Raw genomic sequence first — 25,518 nt, 5'->3', positions numbered from 1 at the left:
CGACCTACATTTCTGGCATGCTGATCGTGTAGGTCGGGTTAGCCCGAAGGGCGTAACCCGACACCACCGCTATTTCTCAGAATTTGTACTTCACCCCCGCACTGACAAAGCGTCCCGCCGCGCCCGCGTAGTCGAGCGGGTTGTAGCCCGTGGCGCCATACGTCAGCGGGTCGAGCGGGGCGATCTTGTCGAACAGGTTTTGTATCGTCGCAAACACTTCCAGCTTGGGCGTGGCCAGCCAGCGGGCCGTCAGGTCCACCGTCGTGAACGAGGCGATGCGGCAGCCGCGCGGCGCGTCCGTGCCGTCGGCGAAATGCGTGGCGCAGCCGTCCGGGTCATTCTTGAACAGTATGTTGTCGAGCGGCGCGCGGTAGTTGACGTTGGCCGTGACCCGCCAGTTCTGGCGCTCCCAGGTGGCGCCCAGGTTGATGCGGTCGTCGGGCGTCCCCATGCAGTTGGACACGTCGCAATTGCCATGCGTGCCGGCAAAATCGCGCTGCGTGCCATCGCGTTCCGTGCGCAGCCATTTGTACAGATGCGTCCACTTCAGGTCGAAGGTCAGGTTGCCATAGTCGCCGCCCAGGTTGAAGCGCTGGCGGGCGTCGATATCGATGCCGCGCACCGTCGTTTGCGCCGAATTCACATAATTGGCCAGCACGGCCGTGATGGCGCCCGGATCGCCGGCAATGCCGGTGGCCGTGGACGGGTCGCGCGCCACGTTGCCAGCGGCAATGGCCGTATCCGTTTGCTCCTGGTTGATTTCATTCTTGCGGCGGATTTGCCACAGGTCCACGGAAATGCTGCTGCGCGGCAGCGGGTCCCACACGGCACCGACGGAAAAGCTGCGCGAACGCTCCGGTGACAGGTTCGGATTGGGTGAGGTGATGACGGCGATCGGCGCGGGATCGCACGCCACTTCCACGCCCAGCGCGCAGCGCAGCGGATCGCTGGCGGTGGAGAACGCGGCCAGGCCGCCGACGCCGTTTTCCGCCGCGCTCGGCGCACGGAAACCCTTGGCGAAGGTGCCGCGCAAGGCCAGTTCTCGCATGGGCGTCCATTTCACGCCCACTTTCGGCGTGTAGGAATTGCCCACGTCGGTGAAATGGTCGGCGCGCAGGGCGCCTGACAGCTCGACGGTTTTCAGCACGGGCGCCAACACTTCGGCGTAGATGGCCGAGGCGTTGCGGCTGCCCTTGTAGGCAGAATAGCCGAGGCCGATGATATTGCCCCGTTCCGTGCCTGTGGTGGGCTTGAGTTCCGTCGATTCATGGCGGAATTCCGCGCCCACGGCCACGCCCAGGCCGCCGCCTTCCAGCTTGGCCACCTCGCGGCTGGCCTTGAAGTCGATCTGCGCGATATGCGTCTTGGCATCGTTCGAGATGCGCGGCGACAGGGCAGCGTAGAGCTCGGGCGAATTGAGGCCCGCGTTTTCCGCGATGCGCCACAGGCTGCCGGCCGGCAGGGCCGCATACGCAGGGTTCAGGCTGGCCGCCGCCACGTTGGTGGCGGTTGGGTTGAGCAGGGCGAAGGCGACGTCGCGCTGCAGGTAGCCGTTCAAGTCGTTCGACACCTTGTTCTGCGAGTACAGCAGGGCGCTGTCGATATCCCAGCCCGCCACCGTGCCTTTGATGCCGGCGACAAAGCGCGTGAAGGTGGAATTGACTTCCGACAGGCGCGGCCCCACGTCGGCTGCCAGGTAGCGCAGCCGCGCCGCCGTGCCGAAATACGGATTGTCCGGGTGGGCCGCGCCGAGCGACACGCCCGCATTGCTGACGGGGCCGCCCGGGTAGCCGACCGAGCCGCTGATGCCCGATGGCGTGGTGGCCGAGTGCGATTCGCTGTGATACACGTTCAATTCGGCATACGTTTGCAACGCTGGCGTCAGTTGCCAGGCGGCGCGGCCAAAGAAATTGATGTTCTTCTGTTTCGGCTGGATCTGGCTGTATTGCTGCGCGGCATCTGTCAGGCAGCCGCCGCCCGGGTCGCCCTGCGGATGCGTGGTGAAGTTGCCGCAGGCGGCGCCGGGGAAGGTGCGCGTAAAACCCACGCCGGCCAGGTTGCCGCGGTTGTAGTAGTCGAGCGTGTCGGGATTGCGCACATTGCCGTTGACGGCGCTGCCGGCCGCGTTGTTGGTGGTGATGGCGCCCGCGCCGCTGAGCGACTCCTGCGCGCTGAAGCCCAGGTCGCGCAAGTCGCCGCGCCCCACGGCGCCCCGTCCGGCCCGGTCGCGGTTCCAGATGGCGGCTTTTTCGCTGTACTCGAGGTTCAGCAGCACGTTGTAGCGGTCGCTGTCGATGTCGCCGAAGCCGTGCGTGATGGCGGCGCGCGCGTCGCGCCCGTCCCACTCCTTCGTCTTGCCGTAATTGCCCTTGATGGCCGTGCCCTGGTAGTCGCGCCGCAGGATCACGTTGACGACGCCGGCGATGGCGTCCGAACCGTAGATGGCCGAAGCGCCATCCTTGAGGATTTCCACCCGTTCCACCGCTTCCAGGGGAATGATGTTCAGGTCGGCAAATACCTTCTGGCCATCGTCGGCCAAGCCATACGGCGCGACGCGGCGCCCGTTCAGCAGCACCAGGGTCGAGGCCGTGCCCAGGCCCCGCAGCGACACGCCGGAAGCGCCGGCGGCAAAGCCGTTGCCGAAAGTGGTGGGCACCGAGCCCTGGTTGTCGACGGCCAGGGTCTGCAGCAGTTCGGCCACGCTGGACTTGCCCGATTTTTCAATGTCGGCCGCGTTCAGGGTTTGTACGGCCGACGCCGTTTCCGCTTGCGCGCGGCGGATGTTTGAACCGGTGATTTCCACGCGGGCAACGGGGGCAGCTTCCTGTGCCAGGACGGGTAGACTCAGCAGCGCACTGGCCAGCGCCAGGCCCAGTCTGGGTGGTGAAAAAGTAGCGGATGGTAAGAATGGTGTAGGGATCATGCGGTTCTCCGGAAAGGTCAGGCAGTCAGGAATCGTCGATGCGTCCTTGAGTTTTGCCCGTGCGGCGATGCCGAGAGTAGATCTAGATCAAGTAGTGTCTTGCTTGTCGTCGATAGAATGGCTGGCGTGGCGTGGTTGCCACGGCGGACACAGCGGTAGTGGCCCGCGAGTGGGTATCGGCAGCGCGCAACTTTTTATGCTTTTTAACGTATTTTGCAGTGTAAAACGGTGGCGACATGCGGCTTTGCCGATAAATATGCTTGCCAACCCGTGCAATTTAGGTTTATAGTCGATCATCACTTACGGATGACTCACATGTTCGCTCGCCACTTTTTTACCGCTTATTTTTACTTTAGCAATTCCAACCCAAAGGCGGTGGAGTAGCGGTCGGTTCACGTAGCAGCAAAACGAGATCCCAGCAAATTCTAAAAAACCGCCACCGATGGCGGTTTTTTTTTACCCAGATGTTTTACCCTTCCTTAAATTTTGGAGAAAATGATGCCCCGCACCGATGATTTGCGTATTCGCGAAATGAAGGAATTGACCCCGCCGTCCCACCTGATCCGCGAATTCGCCTGCTCGGAGCAAGCCGAACAGACCGCCGCCAGCGCCCGTATTGCCCTGCACCGTATCCTGCACGGCCAGGACGACCGCCTGATGGTGGTGATCGGGCCTTGCTCCATCCACGATACCAAGGCGGCGATGGAATATGCGCGCCTGCTGGTCAAGGAGCGTGCGCGTTTCGCGGGCGAACTGGAAATCGTCATGCGCGTCTACTTCGAGAAGCCGCGCACCACGGTGGGCTGGAAGGGCCTGATCAACGATCCGTACATGGACAACAGCTTCCGCATCAACGACGGCTTGCGCATGGCGCGCGAACTGTTGCGCGATATTAATGAGCTGGGCTTGCCGGCCGGTACCGAGTTCCTCGACGTGATCAGCCCGCAATATGTCGCCGACCTGATCAGCTGGGGCGCCATCGGCGCGCGCACGACGGAGTCGCAGGTGCACCGCGAGCTGGCGTCGGGACTGTCCTGTCCCGTCGGCTTCAAGAATGGCACGGACGGCAACGTGAAAATTGCCGTGGAAGCCATCAAGGCCGCCTCGCAGCCGCACCATTTTCTTTCCGTCACGAAGGGGGGGCACTCGGCCATCGTTTCGACCAACGGCAACGAGGATTGCCACATCATCTTGCGCGGCGGCAAAACGCCGAACTACGACGCGGCCAGCGTGGACGACGCTTGCAAGGCCATCGCGGCGCAAGGCCTGGCGGCGCGCCTGATGATCGACGCCTCGCATGCGAACAGCTCGAAAAAACCGGAAAACCAGATTCCCGTATGTGCCGATATCGCCAGCCAGGTAGCAGGCGGCGACGACCGCATCGTCGGCGTGATGGTGGAATCGCACCTGGTGGCGGGGCGCCAGGATTTGATCCCAGGCAAGGAATTGATCTACGGCCAGTCTGTCACGGACGGTTGCATCGACTGGAGCGCCAGCGTGGCCGTGCTGGAAAACCTGGCGCAAGCCGTGAAGCAGCGCCGCTTGAAGGGCGACGCGGAATAAAGTGGCGCGCAGCATGAAAAAAAGCCCGGAAAGCTAAGCTTTCCGGGCTTTTCAGTTTTCAGCCGAGAGCAGGTCAGCTTAGAACTTGTAGGAACCGCTCAGGTAGAACTGGCGGCCCAGGGCGCTCGAGTACGATGGGTTGTAGCCCACTTGATGCGAACCCGTGTTACGCAGGGTGAACGGCGGATTGCGGTCGAACAGGTTCAGGATGCCGCCCGTGATTTCCACGTTCTTCATCGGACGGTAGGCCGTCTGGAAGTCGAAGGTGGTGTAGCTCGGCACTTCCAGCTGGATGCCATAGCATTCGCCAGGGCTGCCGGCCACGATCACGGCGCAGTCTTTCGCTGTCTGTTCCTTGTCCGTATAGCCGTTGCGGTAGCTGGCGCTCAGCGTATGCGTGAACTTGGCCGTCTCATACGTGGTGGTGGCACGGATGATGTTGCGGAAGCTGACCTTGTCGTTCGAACCGTAGCGATTCAGGCTGGTTTCCCATTGATCATCGGTGCCTGGCGTCGTGTAGCGCGAACGCAGCAGGTAGGTACCCATCAGGCGGCTCGTCAGGCGGCCGTCCAGCAGCTTCATCTTGTGGGTGAAGTCGTAGTCGATACCGCGGTTTTCCACCTTGCCGATGTTAACCGGCAGCAGCTTGATGGCCAGCACGTCCTTGCCCGTCGAGCTGATGTGCTTGGTGGTGAACAAGTTGGCGTACTTGGCAGGATCGTTGAAGATCAGGCCTTCGGACACGGCGGTCACCTGGTCGCGGATTTCCACGTTCCACAGGTCGAACGACATCGACAGGCTGTCGATTGGCTCGAACACGGTACCGATGCTCCATTGCTTCGACGTTTCCGGCTTCAGGTCCGGATTGCCGCCCTGGAAGGCTTCGAACTGCTGGCGTCCCACGCCGCTGCAGTAGCTGGCCAGCGGATGGCCGCCCATGCCGGTCGCCGCCGTCAATGGGCATTGATAGTTACCGCCCGTGACGCCCCAGTCTTCCAGTGGGCCGGCGATTTCCTGCATGCTGGCGGCGCGGAAGCCGGTACCGGCAGCGGCGCGGAACATCAGGCTCTTGGTGGCGGAATACTTGCCGCTGATTTTCCAGGTGGTGGCGTTTTCTTTTTTGCCTACCGTCTTGCCCGTCAGCTTGTCGTCGATGGCGCCGATCTGGTCGTAACGCAGCGAGCCGGTCATTTCCAGTTTTTTCGAGATCGGCATCATCAGCTCGGCATAGGCGCCGGCATTGTCGCGCGCGTATTCGCTGTCGACTTGTGCATTGTCAAACAGGATTTGCGCCTGTTTGGCAACGTTCGCCTGCTGCACCTTGTACGAGGTGTTGCGGAAGTCGGCGCCCACGCCCAGCATGGCCGTGCCGCCTGGCAGCGAGAACACAGAACGCGAAGCGCGGCCGTCGATGCCCTTCATTTCCACGGTTTGCGTGTTGTAGGTGCCGCTGAAGCCCGTGCCCAGCAGTGCCTGGCGCATGGCGTCCGGCATGGAGCCCACCGGGTAGGCGAACGGGTCGATATTGCCGGCGGCCACTTGCGCGTCGAATTTGTCGGCCAGCGGGAAACCGCTGACGTATTCCTGCGTCTGCTTGTTTTTCGAGTACGTTACGGCGGAGTTGATGTCCCAGCCGAATGCATTGCCATCGATACCGGCGACGATATGGGTGGCTTTGGTGCCGTAATCGTAGACGCGGTTGCCCATTTCCGACAGGCGGTAGTTGGCGACGGCGCCCGTGGCGTTGGCCAACTGCGCTGGCGTCAGGTTCGGCGCCAGATATTTGTTGAACAGCGGCGAGCCGACATCGACGGAGAAATCGGCCGGGTACGGCGCAATGCTGGCGACGACGCGCGCTTCCGTGTAGGCGAGGTCATAGAAACCCTGGAAGCCGGTTTTGCCCAGTTTGACGGTACCCGAGCTGAAGATGGCGTCGCGCTTCGATTCCGGATTGATTTCGATGGTCGATGGCGAATCGAAGTAGCAGTTGCCGTTGCCATAGAAATCCATGTTGCTGGCGGCGCATTTGCCGCCATGGGCCAGTGCGTACGGGTTCAGGTTGACGCTGTCGACGAAGGGCTTGTTGGTCTCCGGATTGATGACTACGGCGCCCGTCACCGGATCGGTGCGGTTGTAATCGACAGCGGCGTTGCCTGGCGCCGAGCGCGAGGAACCGTTGATGAATTGCAGTGCCTTGCCGTTCTTCGGATCGTTGAAATTGATGATGCCGCTTTTCGCGAAGCTGCGCTGCGATGCTTTCAGCGATTTTTGTTCGTCATGGCTGGCCGACACGAAGATGCTGTAGCCGTCTTCGTCGATGTCGCCAAAGCCCTTGCTGATGGAAATCGAGTTGCTGGCGCCACCTTTTTCTTCAGGACGCGAGTACTTGGCATTGATTTCCAGCGGCGATGCGCCTTTTTTCAGGATGAAGTTGACCACGCCGGCGATGGCGTCGGCGCCATACAGGGCCGAGGCGCCGTCCGTCAGCACTTCCACGCGCTCGATGGCCGACAGAGGGATCGAGTTCAGGTCGATGGTGGTGCCCGAATTGGATGGGGCAATACGACGGCCGTTCAGCAGCACCAAGGTGTAGGCTGCGCCGATATCGTGGATCGAGGCCGTGGTGACGCCGCCGCCGCCGCCGCCCACCGAATCGGCGGCCACGGAGAAGCCCTGCATCGCAGGAATTTGCTGGATGAAATCGGTCACGGTGGTGACGCCGGTTTTCTTGATGTCTTTCTGGTTGAACGACTGCACCGGCAGCGACGCTTCGGAAGCGATGCGCTTGATGCTTGAACCCGTGACTTCCACGCGTTGCATGGTGCCATCTGTTGTTTCTTGTGCATACGCGGCGTGCATGCTCAGGGCCATGCCGCCTGCAAACATCAGGCGCAGCGACCGCGATATTACATTTTCTATCATCATCTGAAATTCCTTGTTATTGTGATAAAGGCGGCAATTATTTTGAAATAACTTGTTGCTTACTAACAATTTATTTGCCTTTTTACAAATCCACCAATGAAAATTCTGTAAATTTTCAGGGCCCTCATCAAAACATTCACGATTCAAATTGTCAATTTCGTGCGGACTTTTTGGACGAAATGCAACATTTCCCTATTTTTTTTGTAATCCTTCAGCAATAAAGTATCGCGGACCCTTGTCAGTCCTGCTCAGATGCGTAAAATAAAACGGCGCACATCATCGCTGATGGCGCCGTCTTTGGCATGGCTGGCAAACGCTGGCCAGCGCTGTCTGCTCTGTCTCTCTTCCGTCATTCCCCTTAGAACGTATAGCTGCCGCGCAAGTAGTAGGCGCGCCCGATCGGGTCCGTGTAGCGCGGGTCATAGCCTTTCTGGAACAGGGTGCCCTGGTTCGAGAACGGTGGTTCCTTGTCGAACAGGTTTTTCACGCCGGCCGTCAGCAACAAGCCTTTCCATGTGTAGCTGCCCGACACGTTGAGCAGGCTGTAGGAAGGCACATCGTGGCGATACTGCGGGTCCACCTGGTTCTGATCCGTGTAGCCGGACTTGAACGATTGCGATACGGTGGCGCCCCAGTTGCCCATGCGCCAGTTCAGCGCCGCTGTATGTTTCCAGCGGAACACGGGATTGTTGTCCGCGTAGCGGCCCACGTTGGCAATGAATTCGCCGCCGCGCTCGTTCTGGTAGTCATACTTGTGGGTCCAGGTGCCATCGACCGAGACGCTGAAATCGCCATACGCGCCACGGCCCAGGCGCGCATTCAGGCTGACGTCGATGCCGTCGGTTTTCACTTCGCCGAGGTTGTCGTTCAAGTCCAGAATGGCGTAGGGCGAACCATCGGGATTGCGCAGGAACAAGGCCTTGTACTTTTCGTAGTTGCCGAAGATCGATTGCTCGGGCAGGGAGGAAATCTTGTCCTTCAGGTGGATGTTCCAGTAATCGACGGCAAGCGTGACTTCCTTGATCGGTTCGAGCACGAGGCCGACGGCAAAGGTGGTGGATTTTTCCGGTTTCAGGTTTTCATTACCGCCTTGCAGCTTGAATTGCTGCAAGTCGCAATCGCGCAGGGGATTGGCACCGGGCTGCGGCACGCCGCCCGGGCAGAGGATGGGATCGTCGTAGGAATCGTTGGTATCGTTCTTCGACGGCGGCGCATTCTTTTCAAACAAGGTGGGAGCGCGAAAACCCGTGCTGGCCGAACCGCGCAGCACCAGCGCGCTGCTGGCGTGGTAGCGCAGGGCCAGCTTCGGATTGGTGGTGCTGCCCACGTCGCTGTAGTGGTCGAAGCGGGCCGCCAGCTGCACTTCCAGGTCCTTGATCAGCGGCAAGTTGACTTCGCCGAAGACGGCCTGGATCGTGCGCGAACCGCTCTTCGAGAGCGAGCCCGACAAGCCGGAACTGGCGGCCTGGCCGGCGATATCGCGGTTGACATTGAAGTCGGCCTTTTCGTGCCGCAGTTCACCGCCCAAAGCGATCGCCAGCGGGCCGCCGGCCAGCTGCATCAATTCGCGGCTGCCCTTGATGTCGAAGCCCGTCGTGGTGACCTTGGCGTTCTGCACCTCGCCACGCAGGGCGGTGCTGTCGAGGTAAGCCTTGCCGGCCGCGTCCTGCACGCCAAACGGGTTCAGGATGCCGTTCAGGACGCCGGCGGCAAAGCCCGCATCCTGCACATAGCCACCCGTGAATTTTTCCGACGACTTGCTGATCGCGTGGCTCAGGCCCGTCTTGTAGTCCCAGCCGGACAGCTCGCCTTCGAGCGCCAGCACCAGGCGGTCCGTCTTGCCGTCCGAATCGATCTGCCGCTGGCCCGCTTCCACGGGGCGCCAGTTGACGCTCAGCGGTTGGCCCGACAAGCCCGGCTGTGCCGGCACGCCGCCCGCATTGCCCGGATAGTATTTGCTGCTGATGGGCAGAATCAAGCCCGTTTGCGGCGGTGGCGCCGTGCGCGCCTTCACCTTGTTTTGCGAATGCAGGTATTCCACCGTGGCCAGGTGGCCGCCACCGAGCTTGAAGGCGCCCTTGCCGAAGAAGGCCAGCTGTTCCTGGGCGGGCAGGTTGTCGATCTGGCGCGTGTAATCCTGGCGGCAGGTACCGTTGGCGGCGGCCACCGACAGTGGCGGCAAACAGCCGCTGGCCGCGTAGGGATTGCCGGCCAGGCCGTCGCCGCCGTTGGCCGCCGCATCGAAGTAATTGCCGGGGAAAGTCGTGCCGCTGGTAATGGACAGGCCGCGCGAGGGGATGATGCCGGTCTTGGAAAAGTCACGGTCCTGCGACGTCAGCACTTTTTGCTTGTGGTAGTCGAGCACGCCGAAAATATTGTAGCCATCCGTGTCGAGCTTGCCGAAACCCGTCGACAGATTGATGCGGTGCTCGCCGCCGCCCTTGTGTTCGGGCGCGACGACCTCGGCGGTGATATTCGTGACGTTGACCGAGCGCTTGGTGATGAAGTTGATGACGCCGCCGATGGCGTCCGTGCCGTAGATGGCCGAGGCGCCGTCGCGCAGCACTTCGACACGCTCCAGGGCGGCAATCGGGATGATGTTCAGGTCGACGCTGGCGCCGTCATAAGGATGGTTGGCGATGCGCCGGCCGTTGAGCAGCACCAGGGTCTTGTCGCCGCCCAGGCCGCGCAAGTCGGCGCTCGCCTGGCCGCCCGTGGGCAAGCCGCTGGTATTGCCGCCGACGGCATTGCCGCTGCCAATGCTCGACGCGTTCGAGGGTATTTTGCTCAGCACTTCCTGGGCCGTCGTCAAGCCCTGCTTGGCGAAATCCTCGGCCTTGAAGATGGACAGGGGTGTCGCCGTTTCCGAGACGAGGCGCTTGATGGAGGAACCGGTGACTTCGACGCGCTGCATGGCGGGGGGCTCACCGGCGGTGCCGGTGTCCTGTGCCATGGCCGCATGGCCATACGCGCCGAGCAAGGCTGCGCACAACAGGCGCAAGGTGGGGGAGGGACTGCGGGTTTGCGTCATCTGACACTCCTGTGACTTGGTCATGGGCCAAGTGGCCTGCAAGGGAGTTTTACAGGCGCGCAGCAGGTAAGGTTTGCGCTTGCGCAATAGGTATGTGGATGAGTGTCCGCGCGCCACAGTCCGGACGAAAAAAAGGCGGTGATTGCTCACCGCCTTGCGTCAGGATACAGGTGTCAGCTTAGAAGAACTTGTAGCTGGCGCCCAGTTTGAAGTAGCGGCCGATGGCGCCGCTGGCATCCATCGGGTTGTAGCTCATGCCGCCGTAGGTCAGCGGGTCGAGCGGCGCGATCTTGTCGGTCACGTTGTTGATCGAGGCAAACAACTGCAATTGTTTGTTGACGTTCCAGCGGCTCGACAGGTCGAGCGTGGTGAACGAGGCGATCTTGCAACCGTTTGGCGCCGGTGTACTGTCGGCCAGCTTGGAAGCGCAGGGCTTGCCTTCAAACAGGATGTTCTTCATGTCCGAACGGTAGTTCAGCACGCCGCTGACGTTCCAGTTGCCCAGGTCCCACGAGCCGGTGAGGTTGATCTTGTCCTTCGGCGTGCCCGCGCAGTTGGAGGTATCGCAATTGCCATGCGTGCCGGCGAACTGGTAGCGCACGGTGGACGACTCGGCCCGCACCCACGAAGCGATGTGGGTCCAGGTCAGGCCGAACGTGGCGCGGCCGTAGTCGCCCAGGCGCACGCGCTGCTTGACGTCCAGGTCGATACCCTTGATCTCCGTGAAGCTGGAGTTGCGGTACGGCGCCTTGGTGATCAGCAATGTGCCCGTGTTCGGCACCACCACGCCATTGATGGTCAGGTTGTTGTCGGCGCGGATGGCCGTCGGCAGGGCGGCCGCTTCGTTGTAGGGCAGCGGGTTGATCTCGTTTTCACGCTTGATTTTCCAGCCATCGAGCGACAGGCTGGTATCGTTGAACGGATCCCACACGAGGCCCAGGGTGTAGCCCTTGGATTTTTCCGGTTTGAGGCTGGGGTCGCCGATCTTGACTGCCGCCACTTGCAGTTCGCAGTCGCTGGCATTGGCGCCCGGCAGGCGGGTGCCGCCCGGGCAGCGCACGGGATCGCTCACGGTCGATGTGCCCGTCGATTGCGAATTGGCATTGCTTTCGGCGGGGCCCGGTGCGCGGAAGCCTTCCGAATACGTGCCGCGCACGGCGAAGGTTTTCAGCGGCGTCCACTTGGCGCCCAGCTTCGGCGTGGTCGACGAGAAACGGTCATATTTGTCGTAACGCAAGGCGCCCGACAGTTCTACCGTCTTGATGACGGGCGCCAGCACTTCGAGGAACACGGCCGAGACCTTGCTGTCGCCCTTGGCCGCCACGTAGCTCGAGTTGATGGAACCGTTTTCCGTGCCCGACAGCGATGGATTGTCGAGCTTGTCGCGGCGGTGTTCCGCACCCACGGCCAGGCCCAGGGCGCCGCCGGGCAACTGCATCAGTTCGCGCGACGCCTTGAAGTCGATGATGTCGAGCTTGGTGGTGGAATCGGAGGTGGCGCTCGTCACCATGGCCGCGTACAGCGAAGCGGGATTCTTGCCCGCCTGCGCGCCGATGTAGTACGGAAAATATTGGCTGTTCGGATTGCCCAGCGCATCCTTGACGACGGCCATGTTCAGCATGTTGCTGTAATCGAGGTGCAGCTTCGATTCCGAATGCGTATAGCCTGCATCGTAGTCCCAGCCCATGGCGTTGCCCTTGACGCCGAGCACGATGCGGTTGAACTCGTTGTTGGCCTGGCGCGTGCTGGCGCCCACGTCGAAGGCCTGGTAGCGCACGCGCACCGGCACGCCATACGGGTTTTGCGGATGGTTGGCGGCCAGCACAATGGTAGTGCCGGCGCCGGAACCGTAGTTGACGACGCCAGTCGGGCTGGTGGCGTTGGGCGGGAAGGCGATGGTCGGCGTGATCGATGGCGGTATCAGGGTGAAGGCCGTATCGCGCTTCGAGTAGCCCGCTTCCGCGTACACCTGGGTGTCGGCATTGACTTGCCAGGTGCCGCGCGTGTACAGGTTGATCGATTCGATCTTCGGCTGCATCGAGCGGAACTGGTCGTGGTGCCACAAACAGCCGCCCTTCGGATCTTGCGGCGAAGACACGGACAAGGTGGAACAGCCGGGCAGGGAAACATAGTTGTTGGTGACGGGGTCGCGGATCAGGCCCGCTGGCGAGGCATTCGCATCGTTGTTGCCATTGATGTAGCCACCGGCGAACTGGGTGTTGATCGCATAGCCATACGGGCGCAGGTCGGCCTTGCCTATCCATTTGCGGCCGGCACGGTCATTGTTCATCAGCATGTCCGATTTGCTGTACTCGGCATTGAGGACGACATTGAATTTATCCGTATCGAGGTTGCCCTTGCCGAAGGTCAGCGAGGCGCGGTGCTGCTTGGCGTCGCTGTCGCCCGAGATGCCCGTGTCGCCTTTCAGGGTCAGGCCTTCGAAGTCCTTGCGCAAGATGATGTTGACGACGCCGGCGATGGCGTCCGCGCCGTAGGTCGACGATGCGCCGTCTTTCAGGATTTCGATGCGCTCGACGATCTGCATTGGCACGGTGGACAGGTCGGTAAAGCTCTTCTGGCCGTCATCGGCGCGCGCGAACGGCGCCATGCGGCGGCCATTGAGCAGGACCAGGGTCGAGGTGGCGCCCAGGCCGCGCAGCGAGATGGCCGTGGAACCGGCGGCAAAGCCGTTGCCGAAGCCCGTCGGCAGGGAGCCGGCGCCATCGGCGGTCAGGGTTTGCAGGTACTCGGCGACGGTGGCCTTGCCCGATTTCATCAAGTCATCGCGGCTGATGACCTGTACCGGCGATGCGGTCTCGGCCGTGGCCCGTTTGATGCTCGAGCCTGTAATTTCCACACGTTGAACATTGGCGTCTTGCGCCATGGTCGGCGCAGCCATCATGCCCAGGCTGAGCGCTGCTACGCTACCCGAAAAAATCAGGCGTACGGAGCGGGATATCACTGTTTCCATCATCATTCTCAGAACTCCGAAAGTGTGCTCGGCTGGCCCTCGTGCGGCACAGCTTTGCCAGGGTGATAAAGATTGCTGCGTCGGCAATCGCTGTGGATCAAACGGCATACTGTGTGAGTTGCCGCCATTGATAAGACCATTTGCCGAGAAACCTTGTCAACGCGCACACATCTGCTTTCAGCATGGAAACAACAGTGTTTTTTATCATGTTGATGCATTTCAATAATTGCAATTATTTTAATGTTGCAGTGCGATGCGTATTTTCCGTACTGCCATAAAAACAGCTGTCATTGGCAACCATAAGGGTTGCTGCCAGGCCGTTTTTTCATGGACGCCGCCTGTCTATGTTGCGCTGCGGAAGATTTCTCCCGCGAGGCAGGCGGTCGTGGCTGCGCGGCACGCCAGTGCTGCGGCTTTTCGCCCGGCGAACAGAATATGCGTTATCGTTACGCCTTTTTCCGGCTCGCCTGCATGCGGTGCGGCTGGCCCTGAACAAGGCATAGATCTTGCGAGGATGGACTGGTTTTGGCGGTGGAATCCTGTATCCCAGGGGGAAGCCAGTACAAGCGCACCAATACGGTGCGACAGATAATCGAGATGAAGGGTATTACATGAAGTCACCATGGATGCGGCGCGTGGCGCTGCTCGCCTGCCTGGCCACCCTGCCGCTGGCGGCCATTGCCGCCGCCGATGCTGCCCCCGCTGCCGCAGCCGCGCCGGTGAAAACCTTGCGCTATATCTTGCCGGCCGCCGAGACGGGCTTCGATCCGGCCACCGCGCGCGACCTGTATTCGAACCACATCACGCAGGCCGTCTTCGACACCCTGTACACCTATGACTACCTGGCGCGCCCCGTCAAGGTGGTACCGGGCGCCGCGGCCGCCATGCCGGAAGTGTCCGCCGACGGCAAGACCTACACCATCCGCCTGAAAAAAGGCATGTATTACACGCCCGACCCTGCGTTCGGCGGCAAGCGCCGCGAACTGACGATGGCCGATTACGTGTATTCGTGGAAGCGTCTGTTCGACCCGCGCCTGGCCTCGCCGCACAGCTGGCTGTTCGAAGGCAAGGTAGTGGGACTCGACGACCTGGCCAAGGATGCGGCCAAGTCGAACAAGCTCGACTACAGCAAGAAGGTGGCCGGCCTGGAAATCCTCGACCCGTACACCCTGCGCGTGACCCTCACCAAGACCGATTTCAATTTCCCCATGATCCTCGCCTACGTGCCGACGTCCGCCGTGGCGCGCGAAGTGGTGGAGAAATACGGCGACGTGAAGGGCGAAGTGGGTTCGAATCCCGTCGGTACCGGCTACTACACCTTGGGTGAATGGACGCGCGGCAACCGCATCGTCCTGAACCGCAACCCGCAGCACTTGCCCGAAACGTGGAATTTCCTGGCTGGCGATGATCCGGACGACCAGCGCATCGTGCGCCAGATGCAGGGCAAGCGCATTCCCGCCATCGACCGCATTGAAATTTCCGTGATGATCGAAGACCAGTCGCGTTGGCTGTCGTTCCAGAGCGGCGGCACGGACGTGTTCTGGCTCGATGGTCCGCTGGCGCCGAAAGCGCTGCTCAACGGCAAGCTGCGTCCCGAGCTGGCGGAGAAGGGCGTGCAACTGTCGCGCCTGCTGGATCCGGAAATCAGCTATTACTACTGGAATATGGAAGACCCGACCCTGGGTGGCTTCAGCAAGGAAAAGATCGCCCTGCGCCGTGCCATTGCCATGGCGCACAATATTGACGAAGAAATCCGCATCATCTGGAATGGCCAGGCCAAGCGCCTCGACTATCCGATCCCGCCCGGCGTCGTCGGCTACGATCCTCACTACAAATCCCTGCTGCAATACGATCCCGTGCTGGCAAACAAGTTGCTCGACAAATTCGGCTACAAGAAGGGTGCCGATGGCTGGCGTACTTTGCCGGACGGCAAGCCGCTGCTGATCCGCTACGCTTCGCGCAATGAAGCCAATGGCGTGCTGCAGGCGGAAATGTGGCGCAAGACCTACAACTCGCTGGGCATCCGCATGGAAAACGACCGCATGATCTTTTCCGACATTCTGAAAACGGAAAAGCAGTGCAAGATGCAGACGCGCACGGCGCCGTGGCTGGCCGACTATCCGGACGGCGACAACTTCATGCAGCTGTTCTACGGCCCGAACACGCACCAGAACAACAATGGCTGCTACCAGGATCCTGAATACGACAAGTGGTATGCGGCCAGCCAGGCCATGCCGGCCAGCCCCGAGCGCGACGAGCTGTTCCACAAGATGGCGCGCCGCCTGGAAGTGAATGCGGGCGCCCTGATCGGCTACGCGCGCTACCGCAACATGCTGGCGCAAAAGTCGGTGCTCGGCTACAAGAAGCACCCGATCATGTTCCAGGAATGGGCGTACATGGATATCGACAGCACGGGGGCGCCGGTGGCGCCAGCTGCCGACTCGGCTAAAAAATAAGCGCAGCTTATAACGACAAGGAATCATTATGTTTGCTTATATCCTGCGCCGCCTGTGGCAGATGCTGCCCACTATGCTGGGCGTGGTCCTGTTGGTATTTATATTGTTCAACTGGGTCGGCGGCGACCCGGCGTACATCCTCGCCGGCAAGATGTCGAGTGCCGAAAGTATCGCCAATATCCGCCGCCAGCTCGGCGTCGACCAGCCGTATTACGTGCAACTGTGGATCTTCATCAAGCAGATCGTCACGTTCGACTTCGGCCAGAGCTGGGCGACGGGGGAATCCGTGTCGCACATCATCACGTCGCGCCTGGGCCCATCGATGATGGTCCTGATTCCGCTGACCGTGCTGGAAACGTTCTTTGGCGTGGCGCTGGCGCTGGCCATCGCTTTCGTGCGCGGCTCGCTGACGGACCGCGCCGTCATGATCGCCTGCACGGTGGGCATGTCGATTTCCATCCTCGTCTACATCATCGTCTTCCAGTACGGCTTCGCTTATAAACTGGGCCTGTTCCCCGTGCAGGGCTGGGGCGACAGCTTCTGGGAAAACCTGCTGCGCTATTCGACCTTGCCGATTCTGATCGGCCTGGCCGTCTCCATCGCACCGACCCTGCGCCTGTTCCGCACCTTCGTGCTGGACGAGGCGAACCAGGATTACGTGCGCACGGCGCGCGCCAAGGGCCTCAAGGAAGGCCGCATCATGTGGGTGCACGTGCTGCGCAACGCCGGCATCCCCATCATTACCTATGTGATGTCGAACTTGCCGGCCCTGCTGATCGGCGCTTTCCTGCTCGAGCGCTTCTTCGGCATCCCCGGCATCGGGCGTGAAGTGATCCTGGCCGTCGAGCGCAGCGACTTTCCGGTGATCAAGGCGATCACCGTGTATGTTGCCGCCGCCACCATGCTCTTCAACCTGCTCACCGACCTGCTGTACCAGGCGGTCGATCCTCGCGTACAACTGAAGTAGAAAGAGACGATGTCGAAACCTCATACATCGCCCGGCCTGTGGGCCCTGGCGTGGCGCCGTTTGCGCGGCGACAAGATTGCAATGGTATCGCTGGCCGTGGTCGGCGCCTTTTTCCTGCTGGTGCTGGCGTCCGCCAGCGGCCTGGTCGCCTCGAACTGGGAAGACGAAGTGGCCGTCAGCTATGCGCCGCCCACCTTTGTCGGCGCCGACAAGGACGTGGCCGCCGATGGCGCCATTCCCCTGGCTGATGAGCGCAGCGCGCCCACCCCCGTCAACGTGCTCGATCCGCTGGCCGACGACATCGCCGAACTGCGCGCCCAGATGGGCAGTAACCCTTCCGCCGGCGTGGAAATGTACGGCGTCACCGACCCGCTGGCCGACGACTTGACGGCCTTGCGCGCCGGCATGGGCAAGGCCAAGAAACTCGTCACGCACAAGGCGGCGACACTGCCGTTCGGCGCCGACAAGTGGGGTCACGACATTATCCAGAAAACCATCAAGGGCGGTGAAACATCGATCGTCGTGGGCCTGGTGGCAGCCTTGCTGGCCGTCGTGCTGGGCACCTTGTTTGGCGCCGTGTCCGGCTACTTCGGCGGCGTCGTCGATGATTTCTTCAACTGGTTCTACAGCATCTTTACGTCGATTCCGTCCATCCTGATGATCTTGACGGTGGCGGCCGTGCTGCAACAGAAGGGCGTGCTGACCATCGTGCTGATCCTCGGGCTGACTGGCTGGACGGGGCCGTACCGTTTGATCCGCGCCGAATACATCAAGCACAAGGCGCGCGAATACGTGATGGCGGCCGACGCGATTGGCGCTTCGCACTGGCGCAAGATGTTTTCCCACATCTTCCCGAACGTGAGCCACGTGGCACTGGTGCAAATGTCGATCCTCGTGGTGGGCTTCATCAAGGCCGAAGTGATTCTGAGCTTCCTCGGCTTTGGCGTGCCAGTGGGTACCGTCTCGTGGGGCAGCATGCTCAACGAGGCACAAAATGAACTGATCCTGGGCAAATGGTGGCAGCTGACAGCCGCCGCCACGGCGATGGCCGTGCTGGTGACGGCGTTCTCGCTGTTTACCGATGCCTTGCGCGATGCGCTCGACCCCAAAGTGAAATAGGAGTTGCTCATGGACCAGAATAACCTGTTGGAAGTGCGTGACCTGCGCGTCACCTTCCGCCTGGACAAGAAGACCACGTTCGAAGCCGTCAAGGGCATTTCGTTCAACGTGCCGCGCAACAGCACCGTCGCGCTGGTGGGCGAATCGGGCAGCGGCAAGTCCGTCAGTTCGCTGGCCGTGATGGGCTTGTTGCCGCCGGATAACACCATTATCGATCCCGCCTCAAGCATCCATTTTGGCGGGCGCAATCTGCTGGACCTGTCTATCGCCGAGCGGCGCACCATGTGTGGCAAGGATATCTCGATGATCTTCCAGGAGCCGATGTCGTCGCTGAATCCCGTGTTCACCGTCGGCTTCCAGATCGCGGAAGTATTGCGCCAGCACATGGGCATGAACCGCAAGCAGGCGCGGGCGCGCACCCTGGCGCTGCTCGAGGAAGTGGGCATTCCCGATCCGGCCACCAAGATCGACGCTTACCCGAGCCAGATGTCGGGCGGCCAGCAGCAGCGCGTGATGATCGCCATGGCGATCGCCTGCGAGCCGAAACTGCTGATCGCCGACGAACCGACGACGGCGCTGGACGTGACGATCCAGAAGCAGATCATGGACTTGATCGCGGCCCTGCAAAAGAAGCATCAGATGTCCGTGCTCTTCATTACCCACGACCTGGGCCTGGTGGGGGAGATCGCCGACCACGTGATCGTCATGCGCCACGGCGAAGTGCGCGAAACGGGCGAGGTGCGCCAGGTCTTTGAAGCACCGACCGACGCTTATACCAAGGCCCTGCTGCATTGCCGCCCGTCGCTGGACGAGCGCCCGTGGCGCCTGCCCGTGATTGCCGATTATATGGAGGGCAAGGCTGGCCCCGGCGTGGAAGTCAAACAGCGCACGCGCGGCTACACGCCCGGTGACGAGCCCGTGCTGGTGGTGAATAACTTGAGCAAAAGCTTTTATACGCGCGAGGGCCTGTTCGGCAAGCGCGAGTTCCAGGCCGTCAAGGATGTGTCGTTCACTTTGCCGCGCGGCAAGACGCTGGGCGTGGTGGGCGAATCCGGCTCCGGCAAGACGACGGTGGGCTTGACCTTGCTGCGCCTGCACCAGGCGACGGGCGGCACGGCCATGTTCCACGGCAAGGATCTGATTGCCATGCCGAACAAGGAATACCTGCCGTATAAACGCCGCATCCAGATCATCTTCCAGAATCCGTATGCCTCGCTGAACCCCCGTTTCACGGTGGGGCAGATTTTGCTCGAACCGATGCGCATCCACAACATCGGCGCCGATGACAAGGAGCGCATCGCCAAGGCCTACTGGCTGCTCGATAAAGTCGGCTTGCCGGAACAGGCTTTCCACCGCTATCCGCACGAGTTCTCGGGCGGCCAGCGCCAGCGTATCGCCATTGCCCGCTGCCTGACCATGCAGCCGGAAATTCTCGTCTGCGACGAATCCGTGTCGGCGCTGGACGTGTCCGTGCAGGCGCAAGTGCTCAATCTGCTGCAGGACTTGCAGGATGAATTCGGCCTGTCCTACATCTTCATTTCGCACGATTTGTCGGTGGTGAAATACATCGCCGACCAGGTGATGGTGATGCACAAGGGGCAAGTGGTGGAACTGGCCGATTCGGATGAGCTGTACCGCAATCCCGTGCATCCGTACACGCGCACGCTGCTCAGCGCCATACCGAAGGGCGTGCAAATCTAAACACGCTTTTACGGTAAGATAGCGACCATGCCCAACCTCATTTACCTGCTCGAACATTACGGTGTCCTGATAGTCTTTGGCATCGTGCTGGTGGAGCAGCTCGGCCTGCCGATTCCCGCTTTTCCCATCCTCGTGGTGGCAGGGGCGCTGGCCGTCGATGGCGACATGAATGGGGCGCTGGTGCTGGCCGCCGCCCTGGGCGCCTGTCTGATCAGCGACTTCACGTGGTTCCGCGCGGGCCGCCATTTCGGCAAGCGCATCCTGCGGCTGCTGTGCCGTATCTCGCTGTCGCCCGATTATTGCGTCAGCCAGACGGAAGACAAATTCAAGCGCTGGGGCCCGAAAGCGCTGATCGTCTCCAAGTTCGTGCCGGGGTTCAATACCGTGGCCGCACCGATGTCGGGCGCGCTGGGCACGCCGCCGGGCCTGTTCTTCCTGTACGCGGGCCTGGGCGCCTTGCTGTGGAGCGGCACGGGCATCGTCGTCGGCGTGATCTTCCATGCCAGCGTGCAACAGGTGCTCGACTTGCTCAGCACCATGGGCAGCACGGCCTTGCTGATGCTGGCCACCTTGCTGGGCTTGTTCCTGCTGTACAAATTCCTCGAACGCCGGCGTTTTCGCCAGGCCCTGCAGATCGAGCGCATCGGCATCGATGAATTGCTCGAACTCATAGAGCAGGGCGAGGAACCGCTGATGGTCGACGCGCGCAGCGCCACGGCGCAGGCGCTGGAACCGGCCGTACCGGGCGCCTTGTTCTTCAATGGCAAGGAGCCGGTGCCCGCCATGATCGCCATGGACAAGGACCGCCACATCATCGTGTATTGCAGCTGTCCCAACGACGTGACGGCCGCGCAAGTGGCCAAACTGCTGCACCAGCACGGCTTTCACCGCGCCAAGCCCCTGCATGGCGGCCTGGACGCGTGGAATGCCGCCTACCGCTCGGACCAGCCGGCGCCCGCCAGCCTGCTGGGCGAAGGCTTGCCCTCCTGATTTCCGCTCCTTCCTGCTCGCCAGGCGGGCAGTCAAAAACCGGTAGTAATAATACGAAAATCGCTTTGCGGCAGCGCCAGGACGGCGGCGCCGCACCCGCGCCGCCGCGTACAAAGCGGCTTTGCGCAAACTCCGGCATACTGTGTTTTCAAGGCGGCTCCTGCTGCTGTGCAGCATGCTTTTCGTGCGCCTGATGAGTGCAAGCACTTACTATAAATCATTGTTCCTAAACAATTTTGGCGTTGCCTGTTGCATTTGGAGTGGAACTACCAATAAAGGCTTGTTTTGATGTACTTAAACTACAAACTTCGCTTGCCTCCGGGCGCATTCATCCTTTAAGCTTGGCGTCCCATGCGTCCCACTTCATCATTTAAAATCATGAGCGCTTCGTCTTCTCCCGTACTGCCGACTTCCGCCTTCGCCGATGGACCGCGCCTGCTGGCCGACGTGGGCGGCACCAATGCCCGTTTCGCCCTGGAAGTGGCCGCTGGCCACATCACCCTGGTGGAAGTGCTGCCCTGTGCCGATTACCCTAGCCTGTCCGCCGCCCTGCAAGCCTATCTGGCCTTGCCGCACGTCGCTGCCGCCGGCGGGCAAGCCGTACGCCATGCCGTGATCGCCATCGCCAACCCGGTCGACGGCGATTTCCTCAGCATGACGAACCACCACTGGTCGTTCTCGATCCGCGCCATGCGCGAAGAGTGCGGTTTCACGACTTTGGACGTGGTCAACGATTTCACGGCGCTGGCGCGCTCCCTGCCGCAGCTGTCAAACGAGCAAAAGCACCAGGTGGGCGCGGGCACGGCCCGTCCGAATACGGCCATCGGCCTGATCGGCGCCGGTACGGGCCTGGGCGTGTCGGGCCTGATTCCGTCGCACGGCGGCTGGATCGCCCTGCAAAGCGAAGGCGGCCACGTCAGCTTTGCGCCGTTCAATGAAGTGGAAGTGAGCATCCTGCAATTCGCCTGGCGCGAATACGAACACGTCTCGGCCGAGCGCCTGATTTCCGGTGATGGCCTGGAACTGATTTACCGCGCCCTGGCCGACCGCGCGGGCGTGCCTGCGGAAGACTTGCCGGCGGCGGAAATCACGCGCCGTGCGCTGGCCGGCGAATCCCAGCTGTGCGACGACGTTATCGAAGCGTTCTGCTGCATGCTCGGCACGGTGGCGGGCAACGTCGCCGTCACGCTGGGCGCGCTGGGCGGCATTTATATCGGCGGCGGCATCGTGCCACGCCTGGGTGCGCGTTTCGACCGCTCCGGTTTCCGCGCCCGCTTCGAGCGCAAGGGCCGCTTCGCCAATTACGTCTCGCAAGTGCCGACCTTCGTCATCACGGCGCAATACCCAGCGTTCCTGGGCGCATCGGCTATTCTCTCGGAGAAACTCGCCTCCCAGTGATGTGCGAGCAGGGGCGATATGTCGCGCCAGGGCCGGGTAAAACGCGTGTTTTGCCCGGTTTTGCGCTTTTCCGCTTTTTATCAGGTACAATTGGCATCGTTGGATGAAACGACGACTGTCGCTCTCCTGTCTGGCTGGTTCGCCGCCACGGGAAAAGCAGCTGCTCCGGAGTTCGTTTCATTGCTGGTTATTTAAGGCCAGCACCATGGATGGCAGGACTTTCACTGCATCCGCTTTAGTCCCGCTTTGCGCGCATCGGCCAAGGCGTCGGAAAAACAGCCTCAACTAGTAACCCAGCACGGCGTCATCATTGATGTCTGCCATCTGTTACGTTGAAATGAACGTTTTTGATTTCTTTCTCTGCATACGAATTGCAACACACATCCGCACAGAATTGCTATGAATACAATTGAGGCTAAAAAAGTCCTCGAAACCGCGTTGCTGTGCGCTCGTGAATCGCTGACGATCCACAGCTTGAAGAAGCTGTTCGTCGATGCGGACGAGAATGGTCGCGTGCGCGGTGTCGGCGTTGGCGCCGATACGATCAAGCAGTTGCTGGAAGAGTTGCGCGATGAGTGGCAAGGGCGCGGCATCGAGATCGTCAGTCTGGCCTCGGGCTGGCGCTTTCAAAGCCGCCCGGAAATGAAGATGTATCTCGACCGTTTGACGCCCGAGCGGCCGCCCAAGTATTCGCGGGCGACCCTGGAAACCCTCGCCATCATCGCCTACCGCCAGCCGGTGACGCGCGGCGATATCGAGGAAATTCGCGGCGTTGCCGTCAATTCGCAGACGATCAAGATGCTGGAAGACCGTGGCTGGGTCGATGCCATCGGCTACCGCGACGTGGTGGGACGGCCGGCCTTGCTGGCCACCACCAAGCAATTTTTGGATGACCTGGGTTTGCAATCGCTGTCCCAGCTGCCGCCTTTGCAGCAAATCAGCGAGATGCAGGGCAATGGGCTCGAAGCCCTGGAAGCGGCCCTGCAGGAAAATTTTGACAAGGCAAGCAATGAGCTTGTCCCCCAGCTTGGTGCAGGTAGCAATACGGCTGTGACAGATGTAGATGTGACAGCAAGCCTTGATGCCGGCCCCGATGCTTCGCCCACGGACGAAGCCTACACTCACGACCCTGCGCCAGAACTAACGGTTGACGCTGCGCCAGGTCAGCACAGCCAAGAAACGAAGAATGAATAATCCGAACACACCCGAGACAGTTACCGCCAGCGACGAAGCCATCGTTGCCAAGCCCAAGCGCCGCACCAAGGCCCAGATCGAAGCTGATACGGCCGCTGCCGTCGCTGCCGGCGACACCGCCGCTGCCAAGCCGAAGCGCCGCACGAAAGCTGACGTGGCCGCCGACGCGCCTGTCGCCGCCGCTGCGGCTGAAGCAGAAGCTGCGCCAGCCGTCAAGAAAACCCGCGCCAAGCCAGCCTTGAAGGCCGTGGCCGATGCCGCCGAAGCGGCTGCCGAAGCGGTTGCCGCCCCTGCACCGCGTCCGCCGCGCGCCCGAGCTGCCGCCAAGGCCGCTGCCGCCGTCGCTGAAACGGCGCCCGAAGCTGTCGCCGACAAGCCGGCCGAAGCGCGCCCGACCCGTGGTCCGCGCCAGATGCGTGGCGTGCAGGCGGAACGCGCACTGCGCCAGCCGCCACGCGCCGAAGCGCCGCAGGCAGCCGACGCCGCGCCTGTCGCAGAGCAGGCCGCCGCGCCTGTCGCCGACGTGTTCGATGCCGAGGGCAACCTCGTGTCCGGTCCGCGCCTGCCGCGCGGCCCGCGCAACGACGTGCCGGGTGCTGGCAAGAATGCCGGCAAGAGCCGTAAAAAGGGCAAGGGCCGCCAGGCTGCGCCAGGCAAACTCAGCGACGCTGATGCTGTTTTCTCGTTCGTCACCTCCGACGCGTTCGACAGCGAAGAGGGCGGCACGGGCCGTATGCAAAAAGTGGCCGTGCGCCGCGACCTGACGTCCGACGACGACGCGCCGAAGCTGCACAAGGTGCTGGCCGAAGCCGGTCTCGGTTCGCGCCGCGATATGGAAGACCTGATCATTTCGGGCCGCGTGTCCGTCAATGGCGAGCCGGCCCACATCGGCCAGCGTATCCTGCCGACCGATCACGTGCGCATCAACGGCAAGTTGATCCAGCGCCGCGTCAGCAAGAAGCCGCCGCGCGTATTGGTCTACCACAAGCCGGCCGGCGAAATCGTCAGCCACAACGACCCGGACGGCCGTCCATCCGTGTTCGACCGACTGCCGACCATGAAGGCGGGCAAGTGGCTGGCCGTTGGCCGCCTCGACTTCAACACGGAAGGCTTGCTGCTGTTTACCACCTCCGGTGACCTGGCCAACCGTTTGATGCACCCGCGCTATGGCATCGACCGCGAGTACGCCGTGCGTACCCTGGGCGAGCTGGAAGAGGGCATGCGCCAGAAACTGCTGGCCGGCGTCGAGCTGGAAGACGGCCTGGCGCAGTTCTCGAAGATTGCCGATGGCGGCGGCGAAGGCATCAACAAGTGGTACCGCGTGGTGATCGGCGAAGGCCGTAACCGCGAAGTGCGCCGCATGTTCGAAGCGATCGGCCTGACTGTGTCGCGCCTGATCCGTACCCGCTACGGCGCCATGACCCTGCCGAGCGGCCTGAAACGCGGCCGCTGGGAAGAGATGGATGAAAACACCGTGCGCGATCTGTTGACCGCCTACGGCATCGAAAAGAAAATGCCGGCATCGGGCGATCCGCGTGCCGCTGGCGCAGCCAAGGGCCGCGAAGCGCGCAAGGCGAGCCGCGATGACGAGCCGAATGGCAACCGCATCGATGTGAGCAACCGCAACGCCGATCCTTTCCCGGTCGCGCCGCGCCGTGGCCAGCCGCAAGGCCAGTTTGCCCGTCCGCAAGGCCAGGGTCGTCCAGGCGGCGCCGGTCGTCCAGGCGAAGCGCGTGGTCCTGGCCGTGGCCAGCCGCAAGGTCCGTTCCAGGGTGGTCAGCCGCGTTCGTCGGCCTCGTTCGAAGGCGCGCCGCAAGGCCAGGGCCGTCCGCCGCGTGCGGCAGGCCAGGGTCAAGGCCGTCCGGCCGGTGGCGGCGAAGGCCGCGCGCCGCAGCGCGGTCCGCGCCAGCCCGACCCGCTGCAAACGGCATTCGGCTTCGCCAACACGGGTCCGCGCCGCAATACGGGCGGTGGCGCCGGTGGGCAAGCGCGTTCCGGTGGCCAGCCGCGTGGCGGCATGGATCGTGGCGGCATGGATGGCATGCCGCGCCGCCGCAGCAAAGGTTAATCGGGAAGAGTTTCTTCTTGCGCGCCCGCTGATCTGCCGCGGGTGCGTGCTCTTGTAACTGTTGTAAGCCGGGCCGCTCCTCGTGTGCGGCATTGCGGCGAAGTTAATAAGAGGTTATAATCTGCAGCCTAATAAAAGTTCTCCGCAGGGTTGTTTGGTGGGGAGTGCTTTCATCTGGTTGGGGAAATACAAGAAGATGGGCAGATGCCCATTTT

Annotated in this window: 14 protein-coding genes; 10 read left to right on the top strand and 4 right to left on the bottom strand. The window is 61.9% G+C overall.

What is annotated here, in order from left to right; translation table 11 throughout:
• Nucleotides 1–76: 76 nt before the first annotated feature.
• Complete coding sequence (locus MRBLMS1_RS24045) at nucleotides 77–2,923, bottom strand: TonB-dependent receptor (RefSeq protein ID WP_485882462.1); 2,847 nt, start codon at nucleotides 2,921–2,923, stop codon at nucleotides 77–79.
• 498 nt (nucleotides 2,924–3,421) lie between these two features.
• Here MRBLMS1_RS24045 and aroG point away from each other — a divergent pair, with 498 nt between their 5' ends.
• Nucleotides 3,422–4,486 (top strand): 3-deoxy-7-phosphoheptulonate synthase AroG, encoded by a 1,065-nt coding sequence (gene aroG / locus MRBLMS1_RS24040; protein ID WP_485882651.1) that lies wholly within the window; start codon nucleotides 3,422–3,424, stop codon nucleotides 4,484–4,486.
• A 78-nt stretch (nucleotides 4,487–4,564) separates the two neighbouring features.
• Here the strand turns inward: aroG and MRBLMS1_RS24035 are convergent, their stop codons facing one another.
• The 3 genes from MRBLMS1_RS24035 to MRBLMS1_RS24025 form a co-directional block, all read right to left on the bottom strand.
• Nucleotides 4,565–7,411: a TonB-dependent receptor gene (locus MRBLMS1_RS24035; protein ID WP_485882460.1), complete on the bottom strand. Its 2,847-nt coding sequence runs from the start codon at nucleotides 7,409–7,411 to the stop codon at nucleotides 4,565–4,567.
• A 355-nt stretch (nucleotides 7,412–7,766) separates the two neighbouring features.
• Nucleotides 7,767–10,439 (bottom strand): TonB-dependent receptor, encoded by a 2,673-nt coding sequence (locus MRBLMS1_RS24030; protein WP_485882458.1) that lies wholly within the window; start codon nucleotides 10,437–10,439, stop codon nucleotides 7,767–7,769.
• 178 nt (nucleotides 10,440–10,617) lie between these two features.
• The gene (locus MRBLMS1_RS24025) at nucleotides 10,618–13,410 is read right to left on the bottom strand and encodes a TonB-dependent receptor (RefSeq protein ID WP_485882456.1); all 2,793 of its coding nucleotides are present in this window, start codon (nucleotides 13,408–13,410) and stop codon (nucleotides 10,618–10,620) included.
• A 611-nt stretch (nucleotides 13,411–14,021) separates the two neighbouring features.
• On the opposite strand from MRBLMS1_RS24025, the gene MRBLMS1_RS24020 reads away from it, so the two are divergent.
• From MRBLMS1_RS24020 to rluB, 9 genes are all read left to right on the top strand, one after another.
• Nucleotides 14,022–15,866 carry an ABC transporter substrate-binding protein gene (locus MRBLMS1_RS24020; protein WP_485882454.1) on the top strand — a complete coding sequence of 615 codons (1,845 nt, stop codon included), beginning with the start codon at nucleotides 14,022–14,024 and terminating at the stop codon, nucleotides 15,864–15,866.
• A gap of 28 nt (nucleotides 15,867–15,894) precedes the next feature.
• Nucleotides 15,895–16,833 (top strand): ABC transporter permease, encoded by a 939-nt coding sequence (locus MRBLMS1_RS24015; protein ID WP_034782513.1) that lies wholly within the window; start codon nucleotides 15,895–15,897, stop codon nucleotides 16,831–16,833.
• A 9-nt stretch (nucleotides 16,834–16,842) separates the two neighbouring features.
• The gene (locus MRBLMS1_RS24010; RefSeq protein ID WP_128140440.1) at nucleotides 16,843–17,952 is read left to right on the top strand and encodes an ABC transporter permease; all 1,110 of its coding nucleotides are present in this window, start codon (nucleotides 16,843–16,845) and stop codon (nucleotides 17,950–17,952) included.
• Nucleotides 17,953–17,961: 9 nt separating this feature from the next.
• Nucleotides 17,962–19,653 carry an ABC transporter ATP-binding protein gene (locus tag MRBLMS1_RS24005; RefSeq protein WP_485882451.1) on the top strand — a complete coding sequence of 564 codons (1,692 nt, stop codon included), beginning with the start codon at nucleotides 17,962–17,964 and terminating at the stop codon, nucleotides 19,651–19,653.
• A gap of 27 nt (nucleotides 19,654–19,680) precedes the next feature.
• The gene (locus MRBLMS1_RS24000; protein ID WP_070303333.1) at nucleotides 19,681–20,643 is read left to right on the top strand and encodes a VTT domain-containing protein; all 963 of its coding nucleotides are present in this window, start codon (nucleotides 19,681–19,683) and stop codon (nucleotides 20,641–20,643) included.
• Between the two features lie 378 nt (nucleotides 20,644–21,021).
• The gene (locus tag MRBLMS1_RS23995; protein ID WP_485882449.1) at nucleotides 21,022–22,041 is read left to right on the top strand and encodes a glucokinase; all 1,020 of its coding nucleotides are present in this window, start codon (nucleotides 21,022–21,024) and stop codon (nucleotides 22,039–22,041) included.
• An 18-nt stretch (nucleotides 22,042–22,059) separates the two neighbouring features.
• A complete protein-coding gene (locus MRBLMS1_RS23990) occupies nucleotides 22,060–22,236 on the top strand; it encodes a hypothetical protein (RefSeq protein ID WP_160309317.1) in 177 nt (58 codons plus the stop codon).
• A gap of 204 nt (nucleotides 22,237–22,440) precedes the next feature.
• Nucleotides 22,441–23,235, top strand: a complete 795-nt coding sequence (gene scpB, locus MRBLMS1_RS23985) for an SMC-Scp complex subunit ScpB (RefSeq protein ID WP_092715998.1) — start codon at nucleotides 22,441–22,443, stop codon at nucleotides 23,233–23,235.
• Nucleotides 23,228–25,303: a 23S rRNA pseudouridine(2605) synthase RluB gene (gene rluB, locus MRBLMS1_RS23980; RefSeq protein ID WP_485882446.1), complete on the top strand. Its 2,076-nt coding sequence runs from the start codon at nucleotides 23,228–23,230 to the stop codon at nucleotides 25,301–25,303. Before scpB ends, rluB begins: the two co-directional genes overlap by 8 nt.
• Nucleotides 25,304–25,518: the final 215 nt, after the last annotated feature.

Source organism: Massilia sp. LMS1-1-1.1, from assembly GCF_040815535.1.
GTDB lineage: Bacteria > Pseudomonadota > Gammaproteobacteria > Burkholderiales > Burkholderiaceae_D > Janthinobacterium > Janthinobacterium aestuarii.
This window is presented reverse-complemented; position numbering and strand designations above follow the sequence as displayed.

Excerpts from the sequence above, each read along its gene's own strand:
- MRBLMS1_RS24045 (WP_485882462.1), bottom strand. The coding sequence starts at position 2,923 with ATGATCCCTACACCATTCTTACCATCCGCTACTTTTTCACCACCCAGA.
- aroG (WP_485882651.1), top strand. The coding sequence starts at position 3,422 with ATGCCCCGCACCGATGATTTGCGTATTCGCGAAATGAAGGAATTGACC.
- MRBLMS1_RS24035 (WP_485882460.1), bottom strand. The coding sequence starts at position 7,411 with ATGATGATAGAAAATGTAATATCGCGGTCGCTGCGCCTGATGTTTGCA.
- MRBLMS1_RS24030 (WP_485882458.1), bottom strand. The coding sequence starts at position 10,439 with ATGACGCAAACCCGCAGTCCCTCCCCCACCTTGCGCCTGTTGTGCGCA.
- MRBLMS1_RS24025 (WP_485882456.1), bottom strand. The coding sequence starts at position 13,410 with ATGGAAACAGTGATATCCCGCTCCGTACGCCTGATTTTTTCGGGTAGC.
- MRBLMS1_RS24020 (WP_485882454.1), top strand. The coding sequence starts at position 14,022 with ATGAAGTCACCATGGATGCGGCGCGTGGCGCTGCTCGCCTGCCTGGCC.
- MRBLMS1_RS24015 (WP_034782513.1), top strand. The coding sequence starts at position 15,895 with ATGTTTGCTTATATCCTGCGCCGCCTGTGGCAGATGCTGCCCACTATG.
- MRBLMS1_RS24010 (WP_128140440.1), top strand. The coding sequence starts at position 16,843 with ATGTCGAAACCTCATACATCGCCCGGCCTGTGGGCCCTGGCGTGGCGC.
- MRBLMS1_RS24005 (WP_485882451.1), top strand. The coding sequence starts at position 17,962 with ATGGACCAGAATAACCTGTTGGAAGTGCGTGACCTGCGCGTCACCTTC.
- MRBLMS1_RS24000 (WP_070303333.1), top strand. The coding sequence starts at position 19,681 with ATGCCCAACCTCATTTACCTGCTCGAACATTACGGTGTCCTGATAGTC.
- MRBLMS1_RS23995 (WP_485882449.1), top strand. The coding sequence starts at position 21,022 with ATGAGCGCTTCGTCTTCTCCCGTACTGCCGACTTCCGCCTTCGCCGAT.
- MRBLMS1_RS23990 (WP_160309317.1), top strand. The coding sequence starts at position 22,060 with ATGTCGCGCCAGGGCCGGGTAAAACGCGTGTTTTGCCCGGTTTTGCGC.
- scpB (WP_092715998.1), top strand. The coding sequence starts at position 22,441 with ATGAATACAATTGAGGCTAAAAAAGTCCTCGAAACCGCGTTGCTGTGC.
- rluB (WP_485882446.1), top strand. The coding sequence starts at position 23,228 with ATGAATAATCCGAACACACCCGAGACAGTTACCGCCAGCGACGAAGCC.